General features: G+C 71.3%; 31 protein-coding genes. 3 read left to right on the top strand and 28 right to left on the bottom strand.

Annotated elements, in window-relative coordinates; all coding sequences use genetic code 11:
* Positions 1–113: 113 nt before the first annotated feature.
* The 11 genes from GA0070617_RS30875 to GA0070617_RS32510 all read right to left on the bottom strand — a co-directional run bounded on the left by GA0070617_RS30875 (position 114) and on the right by GA0070617_RS32510 (position 7677).
* Positions 114–497, bottom strand: a complete 384-nt coding sequence (locus tag GA0070617_RS30875) for a hypothetical protein (protein WP_175440678.1) — start codon at positions 495–497, stop codon at positions 114–116.
* Positions 498–506: 9 nt separating this feature from the next.
* Entirely contained in the window at positions 507–908 is a 402-nt protein-coding gene (locus tag GA0070617_RS27250; RefSeq protein ID WP_091444875.1) for a hypothetical protein, read from the bottom strand.
* A 36-nt stretch (positions 909–944) separates the two neighbouring features.
* Positions 945–2180 (bottom strand): phage major capsid protein, encoded by a 1236-nt coding sequence (locus tag GA0070617_RS27245; protein WP_175440677.1) that lies wholly within the window; start codon positions 2178–2180, stop codon positions 945–947.
* 54 nt (positions 2181–2234) lie between these two features.
* On the bottom strand, positions 2235–2918 hold the full coding sequence (locus GA0070617_RS27240; protein WP_091444869.1) for an HK97 family phage prohead protease: 684 nt from the start codon (positions 2916–2918) through the stop codon (positions 2235–2237).
* Positions 2915–3061, bottom strand: coding sequence for a hypothetical protein (locus GA0070617_RS30870; protein ID WP_175440676.1), 147 nt, complete (start codon positions 3059–3061; stop codon positions 2915–2917). Before GA0070617_RS30870 ends, GA0070617_RS27240 begins: the two co-directional genes overlap by 4 nt.
* Positions 3058–4365, bottom strand: a complete 1308-nt coding sequence (locus tag GA0070617_RS27235; RefSeq protein ID WP_091444867.1) for a phage portal protein — start codon at positions 4363–4365, stop codon at positions 3058–3060. Before GA0070617_RS27235 ends, GA0070617_RS30870 begins: the two co-directional genes overlap by 4 nt.
* 2 nt (positions 4366–4367) lie before the next feature.
* Complete coding sequence (locus GA0070617_RS30865; protein WP_175440675.1) at positions 4368–4643, bottom strand: hypothetical protein; 276 nt, start codon at positions 4641–4643, stop codon at positions 4368–4370.
* A gap of 19 nt (positions 4644–4662) precedes the next feature.
* Positions 4663–6339, bottom strand: coding sequence for a terminase large subunit (locus GA0070617_RS27225; RefSeq protein ID WP_175440674.1), 1677 nt, complete (start codon positions 6337–6339; stop codon positions 4663–4665).
* A gap of 136 nt (positions 6340–6475) precedes the next feature.
* A complete protein-coding gene (locus tag GA0070617_RS27220) occupies positions 6476–6958 on the bottom strand; it encodes a phage terminase small subunit P27 family (RefSeq protein ID WP_175440673.1) in 483 nt (160 codons plus the stop codon).
* Between the two features lie 105 nt (positions 6959–7063).
* The gene (locus GA0070617_RS27215; protein WP_091444860.1) at positions 7064–7345 is read right to left on the bottom strand and encodes a hypothetical protein; all 282 of its coding nucleotides are present in this window, start codon (positions 7343–7345) and stop codon (positions 7064–7066) included.
* The gene (locus GA0070617_RS32510; protein ID WP_139135782.1) at positions 7342–7677 is read right to left on the bottom strand and encodes an HNH endonuclease signature motif containing protein; all 336 of its coding nucleotides are present in this window, start codon (positions 7675–7677) and stop codon (positions 7342–7344) included. The genes GA0070617_RS27215 and GA0070617_RS32510 overlap by 4 nt, the downstream gene beginning before the upstream one ends.
* A gap of 56 nt (positions 7678–7733) precedes the next feature.
* On the opposite strand from GA0070617_RS32510, the gene GA0070617_RS27210 reads away from it, so the two are divergent.
* Positions 7734–8117: a hypothetical protein gene (locus GA0070617_RS27210; protein WP_091444858.1), complete on the top strand. Its 384-nt coding sequence runs from the start codon at positions 7734–7736 to the stop codon at positions 8115–8117.
* A 155-nt stretch (positions 8118–8272) separates the two neighbouring features.
* Here the strand turns inward: GA0070617_RS27210 and GA0070617_RS27205 are convergent, their stop codons facing one another.
* From GA0070617_RS27205 to GA0070617_RS27135, 16 genes are all read right to left on the bottom strand, one after another.
* Positions 8273–8986 (bottom strand): DUF7341 domain-containing protein, encoded by a 714-nt coding sequence (locus GA0070617_RS27205; protein ID WP_139135781.1) that lies wholly within the window; start codon positions 8984–8986, stop codon positions 8273–8275.
* Positions 8987–8991: 5 nt separating this feature from the next.
* A complete protein-coding gene (locus GA0070617_RS27200) occupies positions 8992–9216 on the bottom strand; it encodes a hypothetical protein (RefSeq protein ID WP_139135780.1) in 225 nt (74 codons plus the stop codon).
* Positions 9203–10291, bottom strand: a complete 1089-nt coding sequence (locus GA0070617_RS27195) for an HNH endonuclease (protein WP_091444850.1) — start codon at positions 10289–10291, stop codon at positions 9203–9205. The genes GA0070617_RS27200 and GA0070617_RS27195 overlap by 14 nt, the downstream gene beginning before the upstream one ends.
* A gap of 91 nt (positions 10292–10382) precedes the next feature.
* Entirely contained in the window at positions 10383–10832 is a 450-nt protein-coding gene (locus GA0070617_RS27190) for a hypothetical protein (protein WP_091444846.1), read from the bottom strand.
* Positions 10833–11109: 277 nt separating this feature from the next.
* Positions 11110–12171: a hypothetical protein gene (locus GA0070617_RS30215; RefSeq protein WP_139135779.1), complete on the bottom strand. Its 1062-nt coding sequence runs from the start codon at positions 12169–12171 to the stop codon at positions 11110–11112.
* A gap of 127 nt (positions 12172–12298) precedes the next feature.
* Positions 12299–12469, bottom strand: a complete 171-nt coding sequence (locus GA0070617_RS30860; RefSeq protein ID WP_175440672.1) for a hypothetical protein — start codon at positions 12467–12469, stop codon at positions 12299–12301.
* Positions 12462–12614 (bottom strand): DUF6011 domain-containing protein, encoded by a 153-nt coding sequence (locus tag GA0070617_RS30855; protein WP_175440671.1) that lies wholly within the window; start codon positions 12612–12614, stop codon positions 12462–12464. The genes GA0070617_RS30860 and GA0070617_RS30855 overlap by 8 nt, the downstream gene beginning before the upstream one ends.
* Positions 12611–12814, bottom strand: a complete 204-nt coding sequence (locus GA0070617_RS27175) for a hypothetical protein (RefSeq protein ID WP_091444840.1) — start codon at positions 12812–12814, stop codon at positions 12611–12613. Before GA0070617_RS27175 ends, GA0070617_RS30855 begins: the two co-directional genes overlap by 4 nt.
* Positions 12807–13328 (bottom strand): hypothetical protein, encoded by a 522-nt coding sequence (locus GA0070617_RS27170; RefSeq protein ID WP_091444838.1) that lies wholly within the window; start codon positions 13326–13328, stop codon positions 12807–12809. Before GA0070617_RS27170 ends, GA0070617_RS27175 begins: the two co-directional genes overlap by 8 nt.
* Positions 13329–13554: 226 nt before the next feature.
* Complete coding sequence (locus tag GA0070617_RS27165) at positions 13555–13815, bottom strand: hypothetical protein (RefSeq protein WP_091444836.1); 261 nt, start codon at positions 13813–13815, stop codon at positions 13555–13557.
* Complete coding sequence (locus GA0070617_RS27160) at positions 13815–14123, bottom strand: hypothetical protein (protein WP_091444834.1); 309 nt, start codon at positions 14121–14123, stop codon at positions 13815–13817. The genes GA0070617_RS27165 and GA0070617_RS27160 overlap by 1 nt, the downstream gene beginning before the upstream one ends.
* Positions 14120–14557 (bottom strand): hypothetical protein, encoded by a 438-nt coding sequence (locus tag GA0070617_RS27155; protein ID WP_139135778.1) that lies wholly within the window; start codon positions 14555–14557, stop codon positions 14120–14122. The genes GA0070617_RS27160 and GA0070617_RS27155 overlap by 4 nt, the downstream gene beginning before the upstream one ends.
* Positions 14554–15141, bottom strand: a complete 588-nt coding sequence (locus GA0070617_RS27150; RefSeq protein WP_091444830.1) for a GGDEF domain-containing protein — start codon at positions 15139–15141, stop codon at positions 14554–14556. The genes GA0070617_RS27155 and GA0070617_RS27150 overlap by 4 nt, the downstream gene beginning before the upstream one ends.
* Positions 15138–15539 (bottom strand): hypothetical protein, encoded by a 402-nt coding sequence (locus GA0070617_RS27145; RefSeq protein ID WP_091444828.1) that lies wholly within the window; start codon positions 15537–15539, stop codon positions 15138–15140. The genes GA0070617_RS27150 and GA0070617_RS27145 overlap by 4 nt, the downstream gene beginning before the upstream one ends.
* Before the next feature lie 83 nt (positions 15540–15622).
* Positions 15623–15904, bottom strand: coding sequence for a hypothetical protein (locus GA0070617_RS27140; RefSeq protein WP_091444826.1), 282 nt, complete (start codon positions 15902–15904; stop codon positions 15623–15625).
* Entirely contained in the window at positions 15904–16170 is a 267-nt protein-coding gene (locus tag GA0070617_RS27135) for a helix-turn-helix domain-containing protein (protein WP_091444824.1), read from the bottom strand. The genes GA0070617_RS27140 and GA0070617_RS27135 overlap by 1 nt, the downstream gene beginning before the upstream one ends.
* 220 nt (positions 16171–16390) lie before the next feature.
* On the opposite strand from GA0070617_RS27135, the gene GA0070617_RS27130 reads away from it, so the two are divergent.
* Together GA0070617_RS27130 and GA0070617_RS27125 are read left to right on the top strand one after the other, a co-directional pair.
* Complete coding sequence (locus GA0070617_RS27130) at positions 16391–16870, top strand: hypothetical protein (RefSeq protein WP_091444822.1); 480 nt, start codon at positions 16391–16393, stop codon at positions 16868–16870.
* A gap of 212 nt (positions 16871–17082) precedes the next feature.
* Entirely contained in the window at positions 17083–17712 is a 630-nt protein-coding gene (locus GA0070617_RS27125) for a histidine phosphatase family protein (RefSeq protein WP_175440670.1), read from the top strand.
* An 18-nt stretch (positions 17713–17730) separates the two neighbouring features.
* Here the strand turns inward: GA0070617_RS27125 and GA0070617_RS27120 are convergent, their stop codons facing one another.
* A complete protein-coding gene (locus GA0070617_RS27120; protein ID WP_229688443.1) occupies positions 17731–18390 on the bottom strand; it encodes a type 1 glutamine amidotransferase domain-containing protein in 660 nt (219 codons plus the stop codon).
* Between the last annotated feature and the right edge of the window lies 1 nt (position 18391).

Below are 18391 nucleotides of genomic sequence, written 5' to 3'. Positions count from 1 at the left end.
GCGGCTCGCTCACCAGGCGCAGACCGGGAGGGGGCCGCCCCGTCCAGGGGTTGAGGGGTGGCAGAGCAGGGAGACCCGGGCGCGGCCACCCGACGCGCCCGGGTCGTTTCCCCCTACTGCTGCCCGTCGTCCCCGTCGGCGAGCAGCTTGGTGAGGTCCTCGACGAGCTTGACCCGGGCCCTGTCGCCCTTGGCCTGCTCGGCCTGCAGCGCGGCGGCGGCGCGGTCGCGGTTGTCGCCGATCCACGCCATCACCGTGGTGATTGACCCGTCGGGCACCTCGTCACCGTCCGACGGTGGGGTCTGGGTGCGGGCCTTCTTGCCCGGGGTGGTGCGCGTCGGCTTCTGGTCGGTTCCGTCGTCGGCGAGGTACACGGCGTACCCGCCGTCGACGAGGGTCTTCGCCTCGTTGACGTCTACGGCACCGATCTGGCCGGGCTCGATGGCCTGGGACTCGGAGGCGTAGCGGGTCCGCATCCTGATCTTGCGCGTAGCCACGGCAGCCCCTCAGCTCACCGGGGCCACGCGGGCCCCGGCCCGCAGGACGACTGCACCGAGCACCCCGCCGGTGGACGGGGAGCCGGTCACCGAGGCGATGGACGCCCGTAGGTACCGACGCCGCCCCCGGTAGCCGATCTTGCGGACGGCGTTGTCGTCGGCCGCGCCGAAGGTCGGTTCGGCGCCGACCAGTTCGTCGTCGGGCACGGCCGTCCAGGTGCTGTTGTCGTCGGAGTGCTGGATCTCCCAGACGTAGCCGGTGCCGTCGGTGATGGTGCCGGAGATCAGCAGCACGGCGGCCATCTCGTAGCCGTTCAGGTCTACCGCGGTGCCGGTCGCTGCGGCGGTGCGGGCGGCGGGGGCGAGGGTGACTGCCCCGCCGAGGCTGCTGACCAGGTCTCGTCTACTCATCGTTCGTCCTTCCTGGCGTGTCTGCCGGGTCGTGGTTCAGGCCGCGACCTTGCCGCGGACGAAGGCCTCTTCGAGCACGGGCATGCCGTCGGTCTCCAGCCGGCCGATGAACCCGACCTGGTTGGTTTCGGCGTACAGCTCGACCAGGCGCTGAACCTCCATGTTCAGCGCGTCGGCGATCCAGTACTTGGAGAAGTCGCCGAGCAGGGCCACGTACTGGCCGGCGGTGTAGGTGTTCGGCGCGAACTCGCTCATCCCGAAGGCCAGGTCGAGGATGGTGTCGGGTCGGTCGGTGGCCAGGCCCGGCCTCCAGATGTAGACGCCCTCGGAGTCCTTGAGCTTGCGGATCCGCTTGACGGTGTCGCGGTGGAACAGCCACCGTGCCCGCGACATGTACCCGGCCTTGAGGGTGTACTTCATGTCGATCAGGCCGTCGGCGTTGATGTCCTGCTCGTCGGCGGCGATGGAGCCGACGGTGACGTCCCGGCCGGTCGAGATGCCCATGGTCGAGGCGGTGAAGACGCCGAGGGGCTTCTTGTTGCCGTCGCCGGTCATGTACGCCTTCTCGGTGCTGACAGCGAACTTGTACCGCAGCCGGTCCCGGACGATGGACTCGGCGCGGCCGCTGGTCAGCCGCAGCAACTTCCGGCTGACCTTGACCCGCTTGGCCAGGGGGTTGGGGGTGAGCTCGCGCTTACCGAGCCGCAGCGAGTCGTCCTGGCTGCCGGTGGCCAGCTCGGTGGTCCACTCGGCGTCGTTCAGGTCGGTTTCGAGGGTGGGCACACCGAGCGAGGCGGCTTCGGTGAGCTGCTCGACGGTCGCCCAGCTGCGCAGGAACACCTCGTCGTCCAGACCCTTGAGCAGCTCGCTGACCCACCTCTGTGGGGCAACCAGGTAGCCGCCCTCCGGGTCGGATCCGGCCTGCAGCGTGCGGGCCTGGTCCGGGTTGAGCGACGCCCGGCCGCCGATGAGGTACTGACGGAACGCGGCCATCCGCTCCCCGTCACCGGACGCGCCGCTGGCGTCCGGGCCGTTGTTCTCCCGGGCCGGCTGATCCTCCGGCCCGTCGTCGATGCGGCGCTCCTTCGCGCGCAGCTGCTCCTCGCGGGCGATGTCCTGGTCGTGACCGTCGACGTCAGCCATCAGCCGGTCGAACGTCTCCGACTCCTCGCCGCTTAGCCGGCGGCCGCCGTCGGCCTGTGCTGCGTCGAGGATGTCGCGAGCCTTCTTGGCCAGGCTCGCGCGCTGCTTCTTGCGGGCGTTGATGTCCACGCCTGTGCTCTCCTTCGGGTGTGTGGGTCCGCGGCCTGGCAGCAGCGGGGATGATCAGAGGGCCTGTCCGGCCAGCTGCAGCCGGCGGACCGCCCAGTCAAGGTCATGACCCCGACCGGGCACGGGCGGCGGGACGGGGTCGGGCTGGGACCGGCCGCCGGCGCGGTCGAGCAGGTCCCGCAGCGTGGTGATCGCGTCGGCGTCGAGCCGGTCCAGCAGGCCGCGCAGCGAGTCCATGAGCGCGTCGTTCACACCGGGCCCGCCGGCGCGGCCGGACTCGACCACGGCGCTGGCGTCCATCGGCAGCGGCACGCTGGACAGCTCGAACAGCTCCCACCTCTCGGCGACGCCGCCGCGCCAGTAGTCCTGGGTCTTCGGGTCCTCCCACTCCAGGACGCTGAACCCGATGCTGACCGCGTTCAGGTAGCCGTCGCGGTACTTGCGTTCCACCGTGGCCGCGAAGTCATCCTTGCGGTCAAAGCGGATGTCGAACATCAACCGCTGCTTGTCGTCGACCTCGGTGCGCTCCGACCGGCCGATCGGCAGGCTGTCACGCCCCCAGTAGCGGTGCCCGTATCCGAAGATCGGGTTGGCCCGGTACCGATCGAGCTGCGCACCGTCCATCTTGAGGGCGATCCCGTCGCCCTTCTCTCCCTCTGTGGCACCGATGAATCGCAGCAGGTCACCGTCGTCGGACGCCTCGCGGACCATGAGCGCGCGGGTGTAGCCGAGCTTCACCGGTTCACCTCCGGGCGGACCTGGCGGTCTACCGGGGCTTCCGGCTGCTGTCGGTCTGCCGGCGCTCGGTCGGCGTCACGGCGGCGGGTACGGCGGCGGCCGCCGGCGTCCTCGCGGTCCTGGTCGTCGTCGTGGTCGTTCACGGGTGCCCTCCCTGGCAGGTGCAGCCCGGGTGTACCGGGCAGGTGCGTTCCGGGTCCGGCTGCTGCCCGGGGGCCAGCGCGGGCCCCATGTTCAGCGGCATCCAGTACGTCTCGCCGACGCCGCCGGGCAGCGGGTTGCGGTTCTCCATCTCGGCGATGTCGTCACCGGACAAGACGCCCATCTGCCGGCCGATGTTGTAGGCCTCGTACCGGCTCTTGGTGTCCGCCCGGGTCAGCGCGTCGACGAGGTGCTCGGCGTAGTACCGGCCCCGGTCCTCGCCCACGAACAGCCGCTTGTTGATCATCTGATCCCAGGTGACCAGCCAGCCCATGAGCGTGTCGGCGACGTACTCCAGGCCCTGATGCTCGATGTTGGAGAACGTTGCGCGTTCCAGGTCACCGAGCTTGTGGGGTGGAATGCGCAGCCAACGGGCCATCTCGTTGACCTGCATTTTGCGGGTCTCCAGGAACTGGGCGTCTTCGGGTGGGATCCCGACGTCCTGCCACTCCAGGCCCTCTTCGAGGACGGCGACCCGTTGGGCGCGGTCGAGGCCTCGGTGGAGGTTGTCCCAGTCGGCCTGGAGGCGCTTGTGACCCTCCGGGGACAACTTCTTCGGGTGCTTGAGGATCCCGCCGGGCTTCGCCCCGTTGGCGAACAGGGCGCTGCCGTACCGTTCGAGGGCCACGCCCAGTCCGATGGACTGGCGGGCCATGGCCACCACCGAGTAGCCGCGGACCCCGTCGTAGCCGAGCCCGCCGATCGGCAGCACCTCGTCGGCGAACAGCCTGGTCCGGATGCCGTTGACGTCGTCGACGTACCGGTAGGTGACGGTCAGCTTGCCCGGCCCGGTCCGGGTGATCTCCGGGGTGATCCGGTCCGGACGCAGCGGCCACAGCTCGACGACGTTGCCCCGGTTGTCCCAGACGACGTTGAGGTAGCCGGTGCCCCAGGTCAGGGCGTGTGCCTGCGCGGTCCGGCGTACCGCGATCGGCGTCATGATGTCGTTGGGCTCGTCGTGCAGCACCCGGTAGACCGGATGCTCGCGGGCCCGCCGCTTGCCGCGGTCCAGTCGCTCGTAGACCAGGTGCGGGAGCTTGGCCACGTCGGTGCTGATCACGTTGACGGCGGCGAAGAACGGGGAGTAGGTCAAGGCGGTGTCCTCGGACACCCACACCCCGGCGGCCGTCGCCCCGCCGCCGGCGAACCACTCTTCGACCCACTTCTCCGGGGCCGCGATACCGGATCCGGACCCGCCGGCGGCCCGCCGGCCCGGGGTGGCCACCGTACGGCCGATCAGTCCCACCGCTACCTCGTCTCGATCGTGAACGGGGCGGGCCGGGAGGGCAGTGGCTCGTCGACGGGCTCACCGGCGGCCGCCCGGGCCTCGGCGCGGCCGCCGGCGACGCCCATCCACACCACCAGGGCGCCCACGACGGCGAGCGCGGGCCCGGCACCGACCCACACCCACAGACCGGCCAGCAGCATCACCACACCGGCGGCGGAGAGCAGCTCGAAGACGCCGACCAGCCGGGCACGCCGCGGTGGTGCCTCGGCGGTGGGGGTGACCAGGTCGTCGTCCACGCGATCACCTCCCTTGATGTCAGCCGGCGGCACCGCCGAGCACGGCCAGGCCCCGGTAGTCGTAGACCGATTCGGAGTCGGTCACTCGCATGCGGCCGTCGATCGCGAAGAACAAGGCGGGCAGGCCGTCGATCCGGACGTGATCTTTGGCCCGGTCGGGCTTGACCGGCCGGTACCGGTCCGGATCGTCCGTCGGGCTCTTGGCTTTCAGGTGCTCGGCCATCCACCGGGCGACGGGGTTGCCGCCGTGGGCGTACTCGCGGGCGGTCAGAGCCCGGGAGAACTCCGTCATCGGGCCGGTCATCCGCTCGTAGGTGGTGCCGGACTCGATCAGTTCCAGGCCGGTGCGGTCGACGATCGTCTGCCGTACCGGCTCGCCGGACCACCGGTCGTAGGTGACATCGACGAGGGCGAACCGGTCGTGGTCCTCCTCGATGGCGTCGTAGATCGACTCGTAGTCGATCGTGTTGCCGTCGGTGGCGGTCACCCACCCCTCGTCGACCCACCGCTGGAATGCGCCGTCGGTGCCGGCCGACAGCTCCGGCACGACCGCCTCGGGCACCCAGAACCGCCACCGGATCTGGCCGTTCTCGAAGAGCAGGCACCAGGCCGTCATGTCGAGCTTGCTGGACAGGTCCAGACCGCCCCAGCAGCGCAGACCCTCTTGCTTGGGCAGCAGCCAGTCCGGGTTGACGGCCAGTTCGCCCGTGTTGGCGTCCCACAGATCCATCGGGACGTACCGGTAGAGGGCCTGGACCCGCTGGTTCATCTGGAACTGGCGGAAGGCCTTCTCCCGGGCCGCGTTGGTCTTGGCGGCCAGGGCGTGCCGCCGCAACGCCTCGCGGCTCTTGAACTGGTCGAGGGCAGGGTTGGCCCACTTCCAGTTCCGCTCGTCGTAGATGTCCGTCGACACCGGAAGGTGCGGGTGCCCGGGGTGCGCCCTGCGGATCCGCGCCAATTCCTCCTTGGTGCGCGGCAACTTCCGCACGAACGCGAAGACGTGCGGAGCCCTGGTCGGGTCCTCCATGATCCGCTCGGCCTCGTCGATCATCTGCGCGCCGAAGCTGAGCGGCTCGTCGGTCTCCGTCGTGGTGGTGAAGAGCAGCTCCTGCTCCCGGGCACCGTCGGCAGTGTCCATCGCCTCCCAGAGGCTGCCGTCGGGCTGCGACAGGACCTCGTCGAGGTTGAAGCTGTGCGGGTTGTGGCCCAGCTCGCCCTTGGCATCGGCGGTGATGACCTCGTAGATGCTGCCGGACTTCTCGTCGACCAGGCGGCGCTCGTTCTTGTAGTACTTGAGCCGCCGGGACAGCACCGGAGACAGCTGAACCATCCGCAGCGCAGGCCCGAAGACCTTCTCGGCCTGCTTGGTGTCGGCCGCCGCGTTGTAGCACTCCGCGGCTTCCTCGTCGTCGCCGACGAACAGCAGCAGCTGGATGGCAGCCGCGATCTCCGACTTCCCGTTCTTTCTGCCCATCACGATGTGCGCCCGGCGGTAGCGGCGGACGTACCGCTGCCACTCCGTGGACCAGATCACCTCGCCGAACAACGGCCGCACGATCTCGTGCTCCTGCCAGTCCCGCAGCACGAACGGCCGGCGGCGGTACGGGCCCTTGATGTGCCGCAGCAACTCGGCCGGGAAGGCCACGGCCCGGTCGGCGCGGGGCTCGCAGTAGTGCGCGCCCCTCCGGGGGCACATCGTGTCGCGGAAGGTGTACCCGCAGGTCGGTCCCTTGCGGTCTCGCGGCCGCCACCGCCGGTTGTGGTCCGGGATCCAGTCGCCCGGCACCCGGCCGGCTCGGGCGCGCGGCCGCGCCGGCCGCCGCGGTGGCGACTCAGCCGGTGAGGAGGTCCTCGGCGGGGTCACGTCGACCATCTCCACCCGTCAGCTGGGCCCGGTCCGAGGGCGTCATGCCGAAGCGGGCCGCCCAGGTCTGCAGCTGCCGGTCGGCCTGGCCCAGGATGACCGTCCACGGGTTTCGGGTGGTCCGGAAACCGCTCTGCTTGCCGTTCTTGTCGAAGACCGGCAGTTCGACGACCTCACCCTGCTCCGCCAGGGCCTCGACGGCCCGCCGCCGGCGGGCGGCGGCGTCGCAGCACACCCCGAATGCCTCGACGTCCCAGGTTGTCAGCACGCCCTTGCGGATCAGGTCCGGGGCGTACACCTCCCACACCGCCAAGGCACCCTCGTTGAGCCATCCCGGGGGTTCGATGTCGACCGTCGACGGGACGGGCTCGTCGACGTTGACCCGGTCAGACCGTGTCCCGCGCACCAACTTGAGCGCCGTCGGCGCCGGGTGCGGACCGCGTTTGCCCACAGTGGACACCCCCTCCGGGTACGGCAAGTGTCAAAACTCGTCAGCGAGAAAGCCCACTTACCGCGGCGTTTCGGCCCCCCTGACCTGCAGAGATTCGACCCGCCCCTACCCGTTGTTCGTCGGGTGGTCGGCGGCGTCGTGGCCAGGGTCCGCGCCGTGCTCGGCGGCGGTGGTGATGGTCGGACACTCTACCTCGTGCGGCCGGTACGCGGCCAGCGCTGACGCGCCGCCGACGACCACGATGTCGACACCGGGCAGGGCTTCCTCCAACTGGCCAGCGAGGGACTCGGCGTCGCGGTTGGCCAAGACAGCGGACATGGCGACCACCAGCGTGTCACCGCGCCGGACCACCAGGCCCTCGCTCATCCGCAGGTGCAGCTCGGTCATTCGCTCTCGTCTCCTGGTCTCGGGGTGCGGGGCCGGCCGAACCCACCGTCGTGTGCCACGGTCTTGGCGCCGTGGCACCGACGGCACAGGGCCTGCAGGTTCCACTCCTCGCGGTTGCTGGTGTCTCCGTCGATGTGGTCGGTGTGCTTCGAGCTGCGCTTCTTGCAGCCCTGGCACCACGGGTGAGCGGCCAGGAAATCGGCCGAGATCCGTAGCCAGTCCTCGTCGTAGCCCAGTTCCTGGCGGGTCGGTCGGGGCCGTTGGTGCCTGGCGCACCCCCCTCCCCCCGGGCAACCGGGGCGGGTGCAGCGGCGGGGTGCTCGGGTCGGCATGTCCGCTATCCGATGTTCGTATGGCCTGACGGGCCGGTCGTGTGCATCATCGCCGGATGCGACGAGCACTCACGACGGCCGCCCTGGTGACGGCCCTGACTCTGTTGGCCTGCGGCGGCGGGTCCAGCGACGACCAGGCCGAGCCGGCCGCCGCCCCGCCAGCCGACCGGACGTCGGCGCCGGCACCGTCCGCGTCGACCTGGTCGACGGCCCAGCGCGCCTACCTCGACGCCCTGGCCGAGATCGACCCGGGTCTGGTGGCCAACGAGGAACGGGCGATCCGGCGGGCCGAGACGACCTGCGGCGACATCGAGGCCGAGGGACTGTCCGAAACGGCACTGACCAAGCGGGTCGTCGAGCGGCTGTCCGGAGGGAACGCCACGATCGACACCGCCCAGGCGAAGAAGGCGCTCGCGCTGATGCGCGAGCACATCTGCTGACCCCGGACGTACCGAGCGCCCCGCACTGGTGGTGCGGGGCGCTGGCCCGGAGCCGATCCCGGGATTCGCGGCAGAGTAGACCGTGCGGCGGGCAGAGTCCGCCACGCCGATCATGCACCGGATTCGGACATTCCCGCAAATCCCTAGATCAGGATCTAGCCGTTCGGCTGAGTCCAGGCCCCACCGTGGCCGGACCACCCGGACCGCAGCCGGACGCTCGTGACGGCCCGCGCCTCGGTCTGCGCCGTGATGTGCTCGGCCAGGACCCGGATCGAGCCGTCGACGTCGTCCCAGACCGACTGGCAGCCGATGCAGTAGGCAGCCCGGCGGATCAGGTCGACCCGGAGCAACCCGGGCTGGCCACAGGTCACCACCGGGCAGGTCGCCCTCGGCCGGTAGGGATCGCGGGTCCACCCGATCTGGGCCTGGGCCCGGGTTCGCCAGCTACGCATCGCCCGGCACAGGGCCGCCGCCTGGTCGTCGGAGACGATGCGCGGTTCGCCGGCCGCGCCGGCCAGCTGCCGCACGTCAGCCTGCAGACTGTTCCGGCTCGGTAGGCCCAGCACGTCACACCAGCCGGCTACCTCAGCGTCGATCTCAACCCCGAGGGCTACCGCCTCCCAGGTACCGGGAGGCCGGGACTGGGGCACCGGCCGCGCGCCGGCGACGTCGTCCGACGAGGTAACGCCGTGGACCGCGACGTCGTCGAGCTGCACCAGGAGCCCGTCGTGCTGCTCGGCGTGGACACCAACCAGCTTGATCCGCCCGCCCCGGGTCTTCGTGTAGACCGGCTCGTCCGTTCGGTACGAGTCGGCGAGGGCAGCCGCGTACTGCCGGATCTCGTCGACGAGCTGAGCCCGGAACCCCACGGCCGTCACGAAGTCGCGCCGGTGGCCGGGTCGCTCGCGGCGAGAGTGTGCAGAGACTCGGCGATCGACACCAGGGCCGCAGTGCGTGCGACCTCGGCCACCTCGGGGATAACGGCGCGCGTCTCCCTGGCGGCCATCGGCGAGAGCGTGTCGGCGTTGAGCGCGGCCGCAGCGGCCTGGAGCCGGTCGAAGGCGCTGCGAGCCACAGTGACGGGGTCAGGGCTTTCCATGGTGATCCTCCGAGGGCGGTGGTTGGACCGGGACAGCACCCGGGGGCCAGATGTAGGGGTCGGCGGGGGCAGGTGCTCGGGAGCGCCGGTGGTAGATGTCGGGGGAGTCCGGGGCCCGGGGTTGCTGGGGGCGGAGGGGGGGAGCGGGGGGCGGATCAGTGGGATGCCCGCCCCGACCCGTCCCGGCACCCTTCCCGGACCACGGCACCGGCTGGTCGTGCTGGTGATCATCGTGATCAGGGCGCACGTCACCCCCGGTGTTGTCGTCGGGATCAGCGGTGGGGACGTCTGGTGGATCAGTGGTCCGATCAGTGACCGGATCAGCGTCTGATCGGTGATCCGGCGCTGTTTCGGCGGTGATCCGCGTTTGATCGGGGAGGTCCTGGAGGACGGTGCCGCGGGCCGTCCAGGCGGCCCGCTCGGCGGCCGTTGGGGCGGGCAGGAGGGCCATGTCGGCCTCGTAGGGGGTGCGGTGGCCCTTCGCCTCATTGCAGCGGCCACAGGCGACGACGAGGCCGGATCCGTCGGGGCCGGCGGGCTGGTCCGGGTCGACGTGGTCGTACGAGAGCACCTTGCGGCGGTCCCGGGCCCGGCCGGCCTTCGGCGAGAGGGGGCCGGACCGGCAGTAGCGGCAGGACCCGCCGTCTCGGTCGTACACCATGGCCTTGAGCCGAGGGTCCTTGAGGTCGGCGCGTTGGGCCCGGTTGCGGAGGTACTCCGCCTTGCTGGGGTTGCGGCGGAGGAAGGCGTGGATACGGAAGGAGTAGCCCTCGATCCACGGGGTGTCGCCCAGGCAGGTGCACTCGTCGCCGGGCCGGTGTAGCCGGGGCGGCTGGTCGAGCACCGAGGTGCAGAGCAGGTCGAGCAGCTGGCGGCGGCCGCGGCAGTACCGCAGGGCGGTGCCCTCGGTGAGGTACCCATCGGTCAGCTGGTGCGAGGCAGCCGACTTGAGCCGGGTGTACGCGGCCTGCAGTTGGTCGACGCGGTCGGCTCGGCCGCCGGCGAGGACGTCCCAGACCGGGTCGTCGGCGTAGGTGTCCGACTCCAGCCAGTACGGCATGGTCAGCTCACCCACCTAAAGATCAACATCTATGGGGCTCCTGGAAGGGGTGAGCGCGGCCACCCGAGAGGGTGGCCGCGCCGTGGGTGGTGCGAGGTGGTGCGGGTCAGCGGCCGGTCCACCGTCGCCAGAGCCGGGCTAGCCAGCGGGGGTCGCGGTGCCGACCAGCGGGCAGGTCCGCGATGCCCCTACCGAGGACCTGGGGTACACCGTCGATCAGCTCGGCCAGGTCGGCCAGCAGGGCCTTGGCGACCACGTCGGTCGGGGCTCCGCCGGATCTGGTGAGGTGCAGCACGACCAGGCCGACGACCTCGTCGCGCCGGAGGTCGTCAGCGATAGCTCGGCGGAGCCGGCTGTCGAGCTGCAGGCTGGCCAGCTGCGCGGCGCTGAGTTCCTCCATTGCTGCCTGGCGAGCGAGGTTTGCCGCATCGGCGGCGTTCTTGGCCCGGGCTGCCTCGCTGTCGGCTCGGGTGACGGCCAGGTGCAGCGCGGTGATCCGCTTGTCGGCCGCGCGGAGCCGCGCGTCCAGCTCGTGAGGTACGACGGTGTCGGTCATCGGGTCTCTCCTTCGGGGGTGGGACGGCATGCGGGGCATCGGGATCCGGGGAGGCCCCAGACGGGTCGGTAGCAGCCGACGCAGGCGACGTACTCGTAGCCGGCCGGCGGGGACTGGAGGTCGTCGTCGGCCGGCTCGGCCGGGGGTTCGCCGGCGAGCGCGGCGTCAACGAGGGCCCGGCCGCGGCGGGCCCGCTCGGTGGCTTCCTCCGGCGAGCGGGCTTGTCGGGCGGCGATGTCGACTTCCCACGCTGGCCGTCCGCGCCAGCTTCGGCGGGTCATCGGGCACCCCGGCCGGCGAGCGCGGCGTCGACCAGTGCGCGGCCGCGTCGGCTGGTGGCCGCGAACTGCTCCGGCGAGGTACGCCCGGCGACCGGCCGGCCGTCCTCGCCCGACTCGGCCTGGCCCGCGGCCGGCTGAGAGGTCGGGAGCAGTCCGAGGGTCTGGGCGGCGCGGCGCCAGTGCGGGCAGGGCGCGTGCAGCAGCCAGCGTGGCGTCGTGGCCTTCGGGTCCTGGGCGGCGGAGCGGAAGGCAGCGGCGACCAGGTCGGTGCGGCGTTCCTGGATGGCCTCGTCGGCCAGGACCTGACGCAACGACCGAGCTGACCAGTCCGGTCGTGCTGCGGTCAGTTCCTTGACGAGTGCCTCGTCTACTGGCCGGGGTTGACCTTCTGCCGGAGGCGAAGTCTCTTCCTCTTCCTGGCCGTCGCTGGAGGAGGCAGGAAGAGGAGGTTCTCCATCATCAGGTCCAAGAACATCAGGTTCCCGCCCCGAAACGGGGGTGACAGGTTCACCCGATTCGGGGGTGACCTGTTCACCCGTTCCCGGGGTGACAGCCGTTTCTGCTTGTTCCCCCGTTTCAGGGGTGACAGCGCTGACCTGGCCTTTTGCCTTCGCTGCGGCGCGTCGCGCGTCGCGCTTGGCCTTCTCGTCGGCACGCTTGAGCGCGATCAGCGCTCGGTGCTCGTTGTACCAGGACTTGAGGGTGATCTTGCCGGGGTAGCCGAGCGGCGGGAGTTGGTGCACGACGTAGGTGTTCCGGCGGTGCAGACCGCCACGGTCCACGTCGACGGCTCCGATGGCCACCAGCTCGTCGAGGTAGGGCTTGATCTTGTCGCCCCGGGACATGCCCATGAGGACCGCGAGGGTGAGCATGGACGTCTTGACCATGTGGTCGCCGCGCTCCCTGTTGACGTGCATCCTGAGGACGACGTACAGGGCGATGGCGGTCGGGCTGACGCCCGACAGGGCTACCCAGTCGTGCACGTCGGTCCACTGCGGTGACTCGCGCCCACGCACGAGGCCGACGTCGCCCGGGTTGCTGTTGCGAGAGGTCGTCATGGCCGGCCCCCCTGCTGCGGGTGGTTCGCGGTACCCTTGCTGTTCATCACGCTTGGCCTTTCGAGGTTGAGCAGGCGGCGCGGCACCCCTAGCCCGGGTGCCGCGCCGTTCTTCGTGCAGGAATGGTTCATGCGGCCCGCCGCTTGGGGGCGAGAGCCGCGGTGAGCAGGCGACGGTTCAGGGCAGGGCTGTGCGGCGGCCGGGCGGCGACCGGGGCAGGAGCGGCCTGCTCGGCCGCCGTGGTGTCCGGGTTGCCGTAGCGTTCGGCGAGCACGTCGGCCAGGCGGTGGTCAGGCACTGGTCACCTCGAGCTCGAACAGGGCAGCGGCCTGGGTGCGCTCTTCGGCACGCAGCCGCCGCCAGCAGGTGGAGCCGATCCGACGAGCCCGGGAGACCGGGGTACGCAGCGGCCGTTCACAGACCAGGCACAGCACCGGGGTCATGCCGCGCTCCGGATCTGCGTCCGGATGTACTGGCGGCACCGGCCGGCGTCGGCTCCGGCGAGGATGTGCGGGTCGCCGACCTCGACGAGCCGGCCGCCGGCGGCCAGCTGTGACCGCAGGGCGATCAGCTCGTCGTGGGTGCCGACCGCCCATACCTCCAGGCCGAGGCTGGAATGGGCTCGGGGCTTGGCGCTAGGCACGGCTGGCCTCGGCCGAGGTGTCGAGCGCGGCGTACGCCGTGGTGGTGAGCGCGTACCGCTCGGAGGCGGCTGGCCGTTGCCGGCGGATCTGGACGGTGACCGGGGTCAAGGGGCCGCACTCGTGATCGGTGTAGGCGACCGTGTACCGGCTGCCGCACTTCTCGCAGAGGTGGGCGTCCCAGCTGGACACCAGGTCCCCTCCGCCCCGGAGACGGCCGATCTCGTTGGCCAGGGCGTGGGTCATCTGGATCAGCCCCTGCTTGTCGCGCTGGAGCTGGTCGTGCTGCACCTGCAGGTCGCGGAGCGCGGCCTTGACCTCGGCCAGGTGCTCGCGGAGCGCCTGGTGCGCGGGATCCGGCTCATCGGCGGCCGGCTCGGCGCGGTCCGCAGTTTCCCGGGCAGCGCCGACGTAGCCGTCGCAGTCGCAGTCCTTGCAGCTGCCCTGGCTCATGCGGTGCCGGCCGTCGCGGTGGCCGCACAGGCAGGCGGCACGCTTCGCGGTCTTCACGTTCATCGCTGGTATCTCCAGTCAGTCGCGCTCGCCGAGCCGGCGAGCCTCCAGGTCGGCTACCTCGTCGGGCACCGCTGGCAGTTCGGGGTCTGGGTGTTGGGCGTCGCCCGAGCGGCCGACCTTGCGGCAGGTGGCACACGGGGCGAGGCCGGTCCATGGGTCGGCCGGCTCGCCGTCCTGCTGCACGAATGGGTGCGGCGAGACGGCGAGCCGGCCGGGGCGGCGAGCCCTAGACACCACGGACCGCCCGGGCTCCGGCCCGCAGGCCGAGCATGTCGACCAGGTCTCGGGTGATCGCTTCGCCGTCGACGGCGACGGCCAGGGCGTGATCGGCGGCGAGCAGAGCGACGCGGGCCCGCTCCCGGTCGGTAGCCGGGCGGCACGACGTCAGCTGGCTGGCGTCCCGCAGCGGGGTGGTGACCCGGTGGGTGACCTCCGCGTCAGGAGTCCGCTCCGATGGCAACCGGGCCGGTACCCGCTTGCGGGCCATCAGGCCGCTGCCGTCAGGGTCAGGCCGAGCAGCGGCGCGAGGTGGTCGACCATCATCTGCACCTGGTCGACCGGGACCAGGACGAGCCGGCCGCCGGCGACCTGGACGGCCAACTGCGGGCTGGCCTCGCCGGCGGGCTGCTGCAGCTGCGCGACGACCAGCATCGCGTCGCCGTCGCTGAGCGCGAGGACCAGGCGGCGGGGCTCACCGCGGTGAGCCCCGCCGAGAGCCGGCAGGGCCGGCACCTCGGCGTCGCACAGCGGGGGAACGCACCACTCGGGGTGGTTCGTCTCCGGGGTCTCGGTCATGGTCGTCCCTCCGTGACGCGGGGCAGGATGGTGGTGCTGTCGGGGTCCACCGGCTCGACCGGGTCCCAGACGGCCCGGGTGTCCAGCAGGGTCAGCTGGCCGAAGTCGGCGACGGCCTGGGCAGGCGTGTAGGCGCCGGCGCTGTCCGCCGCGATCAGCACGGGCTCGCCGGCGTCTCCTTCGGACTGGCGCCACCGCACGGCGTAGAACAGGTGTCCGGCCTCGGAGCGCCACGTCTGCCCGGGAGCGACCCGGGGAGCGTGGGCCAGCACCTCGACGATCGACTGGAAATGGTTGTCCACGATCGGCAGGTGGATGATCTCCGAGTGATCGGGCAAGCGGACCTGCAGCTGCAGGTTGCCGTGGGCCACGACGGTGGCGTCCGGGATCACAAGGCGGACCCGCGTGCCGGCCGGTACGTGTGGACTCGTCACCGGACACCGCCCGGACGCTGGTCACGCAGCCGCAGCCGGGGTCGCCGCTGCACCGGCCGGGCGTCGAGCGCCGGGTCGAACGCGGCGATGGAACTGCGGCGAGCTCGCTTGGCTCGGTACATCGCGGCGTCAGCGGCTCGGAGCGTGGCCGCCAGGTCCTCGTAGACGACCGGGGCGAGGCCCACCGTGGCCGTGACGGTCAGCCGCGCGCCGGCGACCGGCACCGACCACGAGTGCGGCGGACCGTCGGCCATCCGGCCGACCACCACCAGCTCGTCGCCGCCGAGCCGAGCGGCGAGCGGGTACTGACGGAGTGCCTCGGCCACGCCGATCAGGACCTCGTCGCCCGCCTCGTGCCCGAGCGTGTCGTTGATCCGCTTGAACCTGTCAAGGTCGAGCAGCGCCAGGTGGTAGGACCCCTGGACCGCCCACCAGGCGTCGTTCAGTCCCCGCCGGTTGAGCAGGCCCGTCAGCGGGTCACGACGGGCCTCGCGCTGCGCTTTCTGCAGCTCGTCCTCCAGCTCGACCACACGGGTACGGAGCCAGGCCAGTTCGGCGGCATCCGTCAACGCCGGGGCGGTCATCGGGTGCCCCCGGCGGATGCGGCGAGCGCCTCCAGCTCGGTGATTCGGGCGCGGAGCTTCGCCATCTCGCCGGGCTCGGCCGGCAGGTACGTGTCGGCGTCCACCCCCAGCGTGCCGATCCGGGCCCGGACCTGCCGGACCCTGTCTCCGGCGGGGAACGTGCTGGTGCGGGTGGTCGCGTCGAACGCCTCGGCCAGCTGGTCAGCCAGGTCGATGGCGGTCAGGCCCGTGTTGCCCACGCTGGCGACCGTGATGGACAGATGGATCCGGGCCGGCGTCCGGTCGGTGCCGGCGAGGGTGGCGACCCGGTCGGCGGCGGTGCGCAAGTCGTCGGCGAGGTTCAGCCAGTAGTCCGGTTTGGCCGGCTGGGTGGTGGTGTCGGTAGGCTGGGTCTGCATCTGAGTGCTCCCTTGCTTTGCGTGGCTGGGTGGTGAGGTGCAGAGCCCTTGGGGCCGTTCACGGCGGCCCTGAGGGCTTTTCGTTACTGCGCCTGGGATTTGGCCGCGCGGGATCGCGCGCTGGCCATCGCCATGCGCCGGATGTGTGCCGCCTTGAGCCGGGCGACAGCTGCAGCGAGCTCCTCCGGGCTGAGCGTGCCGTCCGGGTCAGCCCGTCGTTCCCACTGCTTCTGCCGGGCCGCTCGCGCTGGGGCAAGGGCGTCCTTGCGGGCGTCCTTGCTCGTGACGCGGGACCAGCGGGTGAGCGAGCCGACCGCTGCGGCGAGTTCGCGCTGGGCCGGTGGCAGGGCTGCGAAGCCGCGCATCAGGCAGCGGCCTTGTCGGTGCGGGCCTTGTCGGTGCGGAAGGCGGCGGGGTGGTCCGGGTGGAGGGCGCGGACGAGCGAGGCGTGGACCTTGGGGCTGCAGCGGGTCGAGTGGCCCAGCTCCAGTTTGGTGATGTACGCCCTGGTCACCCCGACTCGCGTGGCGAGCTGCAGGACGGACAGGCCTCGGTCCTTCCGGGCCTCGCGGATTGCCTGCCCGTTGATCGCGATGGCCGCGCTGGCGCGGCTCTTCTGGGTCACTGGCATGCAGGAAACTGTAGGAACATGTCGACCATGTGTCAACAGGAACCTACAGGAATCAGGGAAGGTGTCCGGACCTGGCGAGAGAACTTAAGGCGTACCTAATTCACGTCCACAGATTGAGTCACGCTCACAGGCGGGAGTTTTGGTTTCCTGTAGGTTCCTGGCATCCTGTGGCTACGTGTAGGAACCTGGACCGATAGCGCAGGCGGGCATGACCAGACGGATGAGTGCGGAGCAGCGAGCGGCAATCGCCGCACTGGTGGTCACGCATCGTGCTGCACAAAGGGCGAGCCTGGAGGCGATGGCCGCCCGTGCGTCCATGAGCCCTGTCACCTGGAAGCGCGTCGAGGACGGTAAGGGCGTCCAGGTCAGCACATACACCGGAGTCGAGGCTGCCTTCGGATGGCCGGCCGGCACGATCAGAGAGGTCGCCGACGGCGGCAAGGGGCCCGACCCAGGTCAGTCGCCGGTAGAACCTCGGCGGCATCACGACCTGGTGGCCACGGTGCTGGACGGCCCTTACCCGGACGCGGTCAAGGTGTTGCTCGTCAAGGCGGCCCGAGCCGCGGACCCCGTCGACGCGATCCTCGACGCGACCGCGTCGGACGCCGACAAAGTAGCGGCGGTCCGCGCGATCCGGACCCTCCAGGCCGGCGGGGCGGAGTCGCGGTCAGGACCGGTTGGCCGCTCGGAAACGGCATAGTCAGGGACCATTCGCTTATCGGCTTTGTGTAGCCAACGTCAGCGCTCAGAACCCCGAACCGAACGACGCTCAGAGCGTCTCTGCTTGTAAGCGAGATGTCGCCGGTTCGATCCCGGCCGGGGGCTCAACTTCACACTCCGCCACCCGCCGGTGGTCCCTGCGCACGGCAGGGTCGGACTACGCTCGACGGTTCCCGACCGCGTGAGGTGTCCGTGCCGAGTCGTCTGCTCTACCTGGCCAGGCACGGCGAGCAGGACCGTCCGCCCGGCGGCTCCGCCGCGGTCGACCCCGCGCACACCGGCCTCTCCGAGCGGGGCCGGCGGCAGGCCCGGTTTCTCGCCGAGCGGCTGCGCGACCTCCCGCTCGACGCCGTCTGCCACGGTCCGCTACGCCGGGCCGCCGAGACCGCCGAGCTGGTCGTCTCCGCCCGGCCGGACCTGCCGGGGTACGCCTCGGAGCTGGCCGGGGACTACCTGCCCGACGACACCGACCCGACCGGGCTGCCGCCCGCGTACGCGGAGTTTCTGAGTGGGTTCTCCGAGCGGGAGCGGACCGACGGGCCGGGCCTGGCGGCGGAGGCGGTCCGCCGGTTCACGTCGGTACCTGCCGAGGGTGACCGACGGGAGCTGGTGATCACGCACAACTTCCTGATCGCCTGGCTGGTCCGGCACGCCCTGGCCGCCCCGCCGCCGCGCTGGCTGGGGCTGAACAGCCACAACTGCGGGCTGACCGCGATCCTGTACCGGCCGGACCGGCCGCCGACGCTGCTCGCCTTCAACGACACCGGGCACCTGCCGTGGGAACTGCGCGGCACCGGCCTGCCGCCGGAGTTGCGGTTCTGACGGCCGTCGGCCGGCCGGTCAGCTGCCGACCAGCTGCACGACGGCCTCGGCGGTGGCCCGGGCGGACTGCGGGTTCTGGCCGGTGACCAGGCGCTCGTCGGTGACCACCTGCTCGGTGAAGTTCGGCGCGGGCACGTGCCGGGCACCGGCCTCGACCAGCTTGTCGGCGAGCAGGAACGGCACCTGGTCGGTCAGGCCGACGGCGGCCTCCTCGTCGTTGGTGAACCCGGCCACCCGCCTGCCGGCCAGCAGGTGCCGGCCGTCGGAGAGCGTGAGGTTGACCAGCGCGGCCGGTCCGTGGCACACCGCGCCGATCACGCCGCCGCGCTCGTACACCGAGGTGGCGATCCGGGCCAGGTGCGGGTTGTCCGGAAAGTCCCACATGGTGCCGTGGCCACCGGCGAAGAAGACGATGTCGTATCCGGTCGGATCCACCGAGGCGGCGGCGGGCGTGTCGGTCACCCCGGCGGTGGCGAGGAAGGTCTGCTGGGTCTGGTCGTCGGGGTCGTGTCCGTCGACCGGCGGCTCCCCGCCGGCCACCGAGACCAGGTCGACCTGGTAGCCGGCGGCCCGGAAGACCTCCCACGGTTCGGCGGCCTCGCCGACGAAGTAGCCGGTCTCCCGACCGGTGTCGCCGAGCTGGCGGTGGCTGGTCAGCGCGATCAGTGCACGAGTCATG

The sequence above is a fragment of the Micromonospora yangpuensis genome, from assembly GCF_900091615.1.
Classification (GTDB): Bacteria; Actinomycetota; Actinomycetes; order Mycobacteriales; family Micromonosporaceae; genus Micromonospora; species Micromonospora yangpuensis.
This window is presented reverse-complemented; position numbering and strand designations above follow the sequence as displayed.

Excerpts from the sequence above, each read along its gene's own strand:
- GA0070617_RS27135 (WP_091444824.1), bottom strand. The coding sequence starts at position 16,170 with ATGCCAGTGACCCAGAAGAGCCGCGCCAGCGCGGCCATCGCGATCAAC.
- GA0070617_RS30215 (WP_139135779.1), bottom strand. The coding sequence starts at position 12,171 with ATGACGACCTCTCGCAACAGCAACCCGGGCGACGTCGGCCTCGTGCGT.
- GA0070617_RS27140 (WP_091444826.1), bottom strand. The coding sequence starts at position 15,904 with ATGCGCGGCTTCGCAGCCCTGCCACCGGCCCAGCGCGAACTCGCCGCA.
- GA0070617_RS27120 (WP_229688443.1), bottom strand. The coding sequence starts at position 18,390 with ATGACTCGTGCACTGATCGCGCTGACCAGCCACCGCCAGCTCGGCGAC.
- GA0070617_RS27215 (WP_091444860.1), bottom strand. The coding sequence starts at position 7,345 with ATGACCGAGCTGCACCTGCGGATGAGCGAGGGCCTGGTGGTCCGGCGC.
- GA0070617_RS27150 (WP_091444830.1), bottom strand. The coding sequence starts at position 15,141 with ATGACCGCCCCGGCGTTGACGGATGCCGCCGAACTGGCCTGGCTCCGT.
- GA0070617_RS27165 (WP_091444836.1), bottom strand. The coding sequence starts at position 13,815 with ATGGCCCGCAAGCGGGTACCGGCCCGGTTGCCATCGGAGCGGACTCCT.
- GA0070617_RS27190 (WP_091444846.1), bottom strand. The coding sequence starts at position 10,832 with ATGACCGACACCGTCGTACCTCACGAGCTGGACGCGCGGCTCCGCGCG.
- GA0070617_RS27170 (WP_091444838.1), bottom strand. The coding sequence starts at position 13,328 with ATGAACGTGAAGACCGCGAAGCGTGCCGCCTGCCTGTGCGGCCACCGC.
- GA0070617_RS27210 (WP_091444858.1), top strand. The coding sequence starts at position 7,734 with ATGCGACGAGCACTCACGACGGCCGCCCTGGTGACGGCCCTGACTCTG.
- GA0070617_RS27200 (WP_139135780.1), bottom strand. The coding sequence starts at position 9,216 with ATGGAAAGCCCTGACCCCGTCACTGTGGCTCGCAGCGCCTTCGACCGG.
- GA0070617_RS27225 (WP_175440674.1), bottom strand. The coding sequence starts at position 6,339 with ATGTGCCCCCGGAGGGGCGCGCACTACTGCGAGCCCCGCGCCGACCGG.
- GA0070617_RS27130 (WP_091444822.1), top strand. The coding sequence starts at position 16,391 with ATGAGTGCGGAGCAGCGAGCGGCAATCGCCGCACTGGTGGTCACGCAT.
- GA0070617_RS27250 (WP_091444875.1), bottom strand. The coding sequence starts at position 908 with ATGAGTAGACGAGACCTGGTCAGCAGCCTCGGCGGGGCAGTCACCCTC.
- GA0070617_RS32510 (WP_139135782.1), bottom strand. The coding sequence starts at position 7,677 with ATGCCGACCCGAGCACCCCGCCGCTGCACCCGCCCCGGTTGCCCGGGG.
- GA0070617_RS27160 (WP_091444834.1), bottom strand. The coding sequence starts at position 14,123 with ATGACCGAGACCCCGGAGACGAACCACCCCGAGTGGTGCGTTCCCCCG.
- GA0070617_RS27145 (WP_091444828.1), bottom strand. The coding sequence starts at position 15,539 with ATGCAGACCCAGCCTACCGACACCACCACCCAGCCGGCCAAACCGGAC.
- GA0070617_RS30855 (WP_175440671.1), bottom strand. The coding sequence starts at position 12,614 with ATGACCCCGGTGCTGTGCCTGGTCTGTGAACGGCCGCTGCGTACCCCG.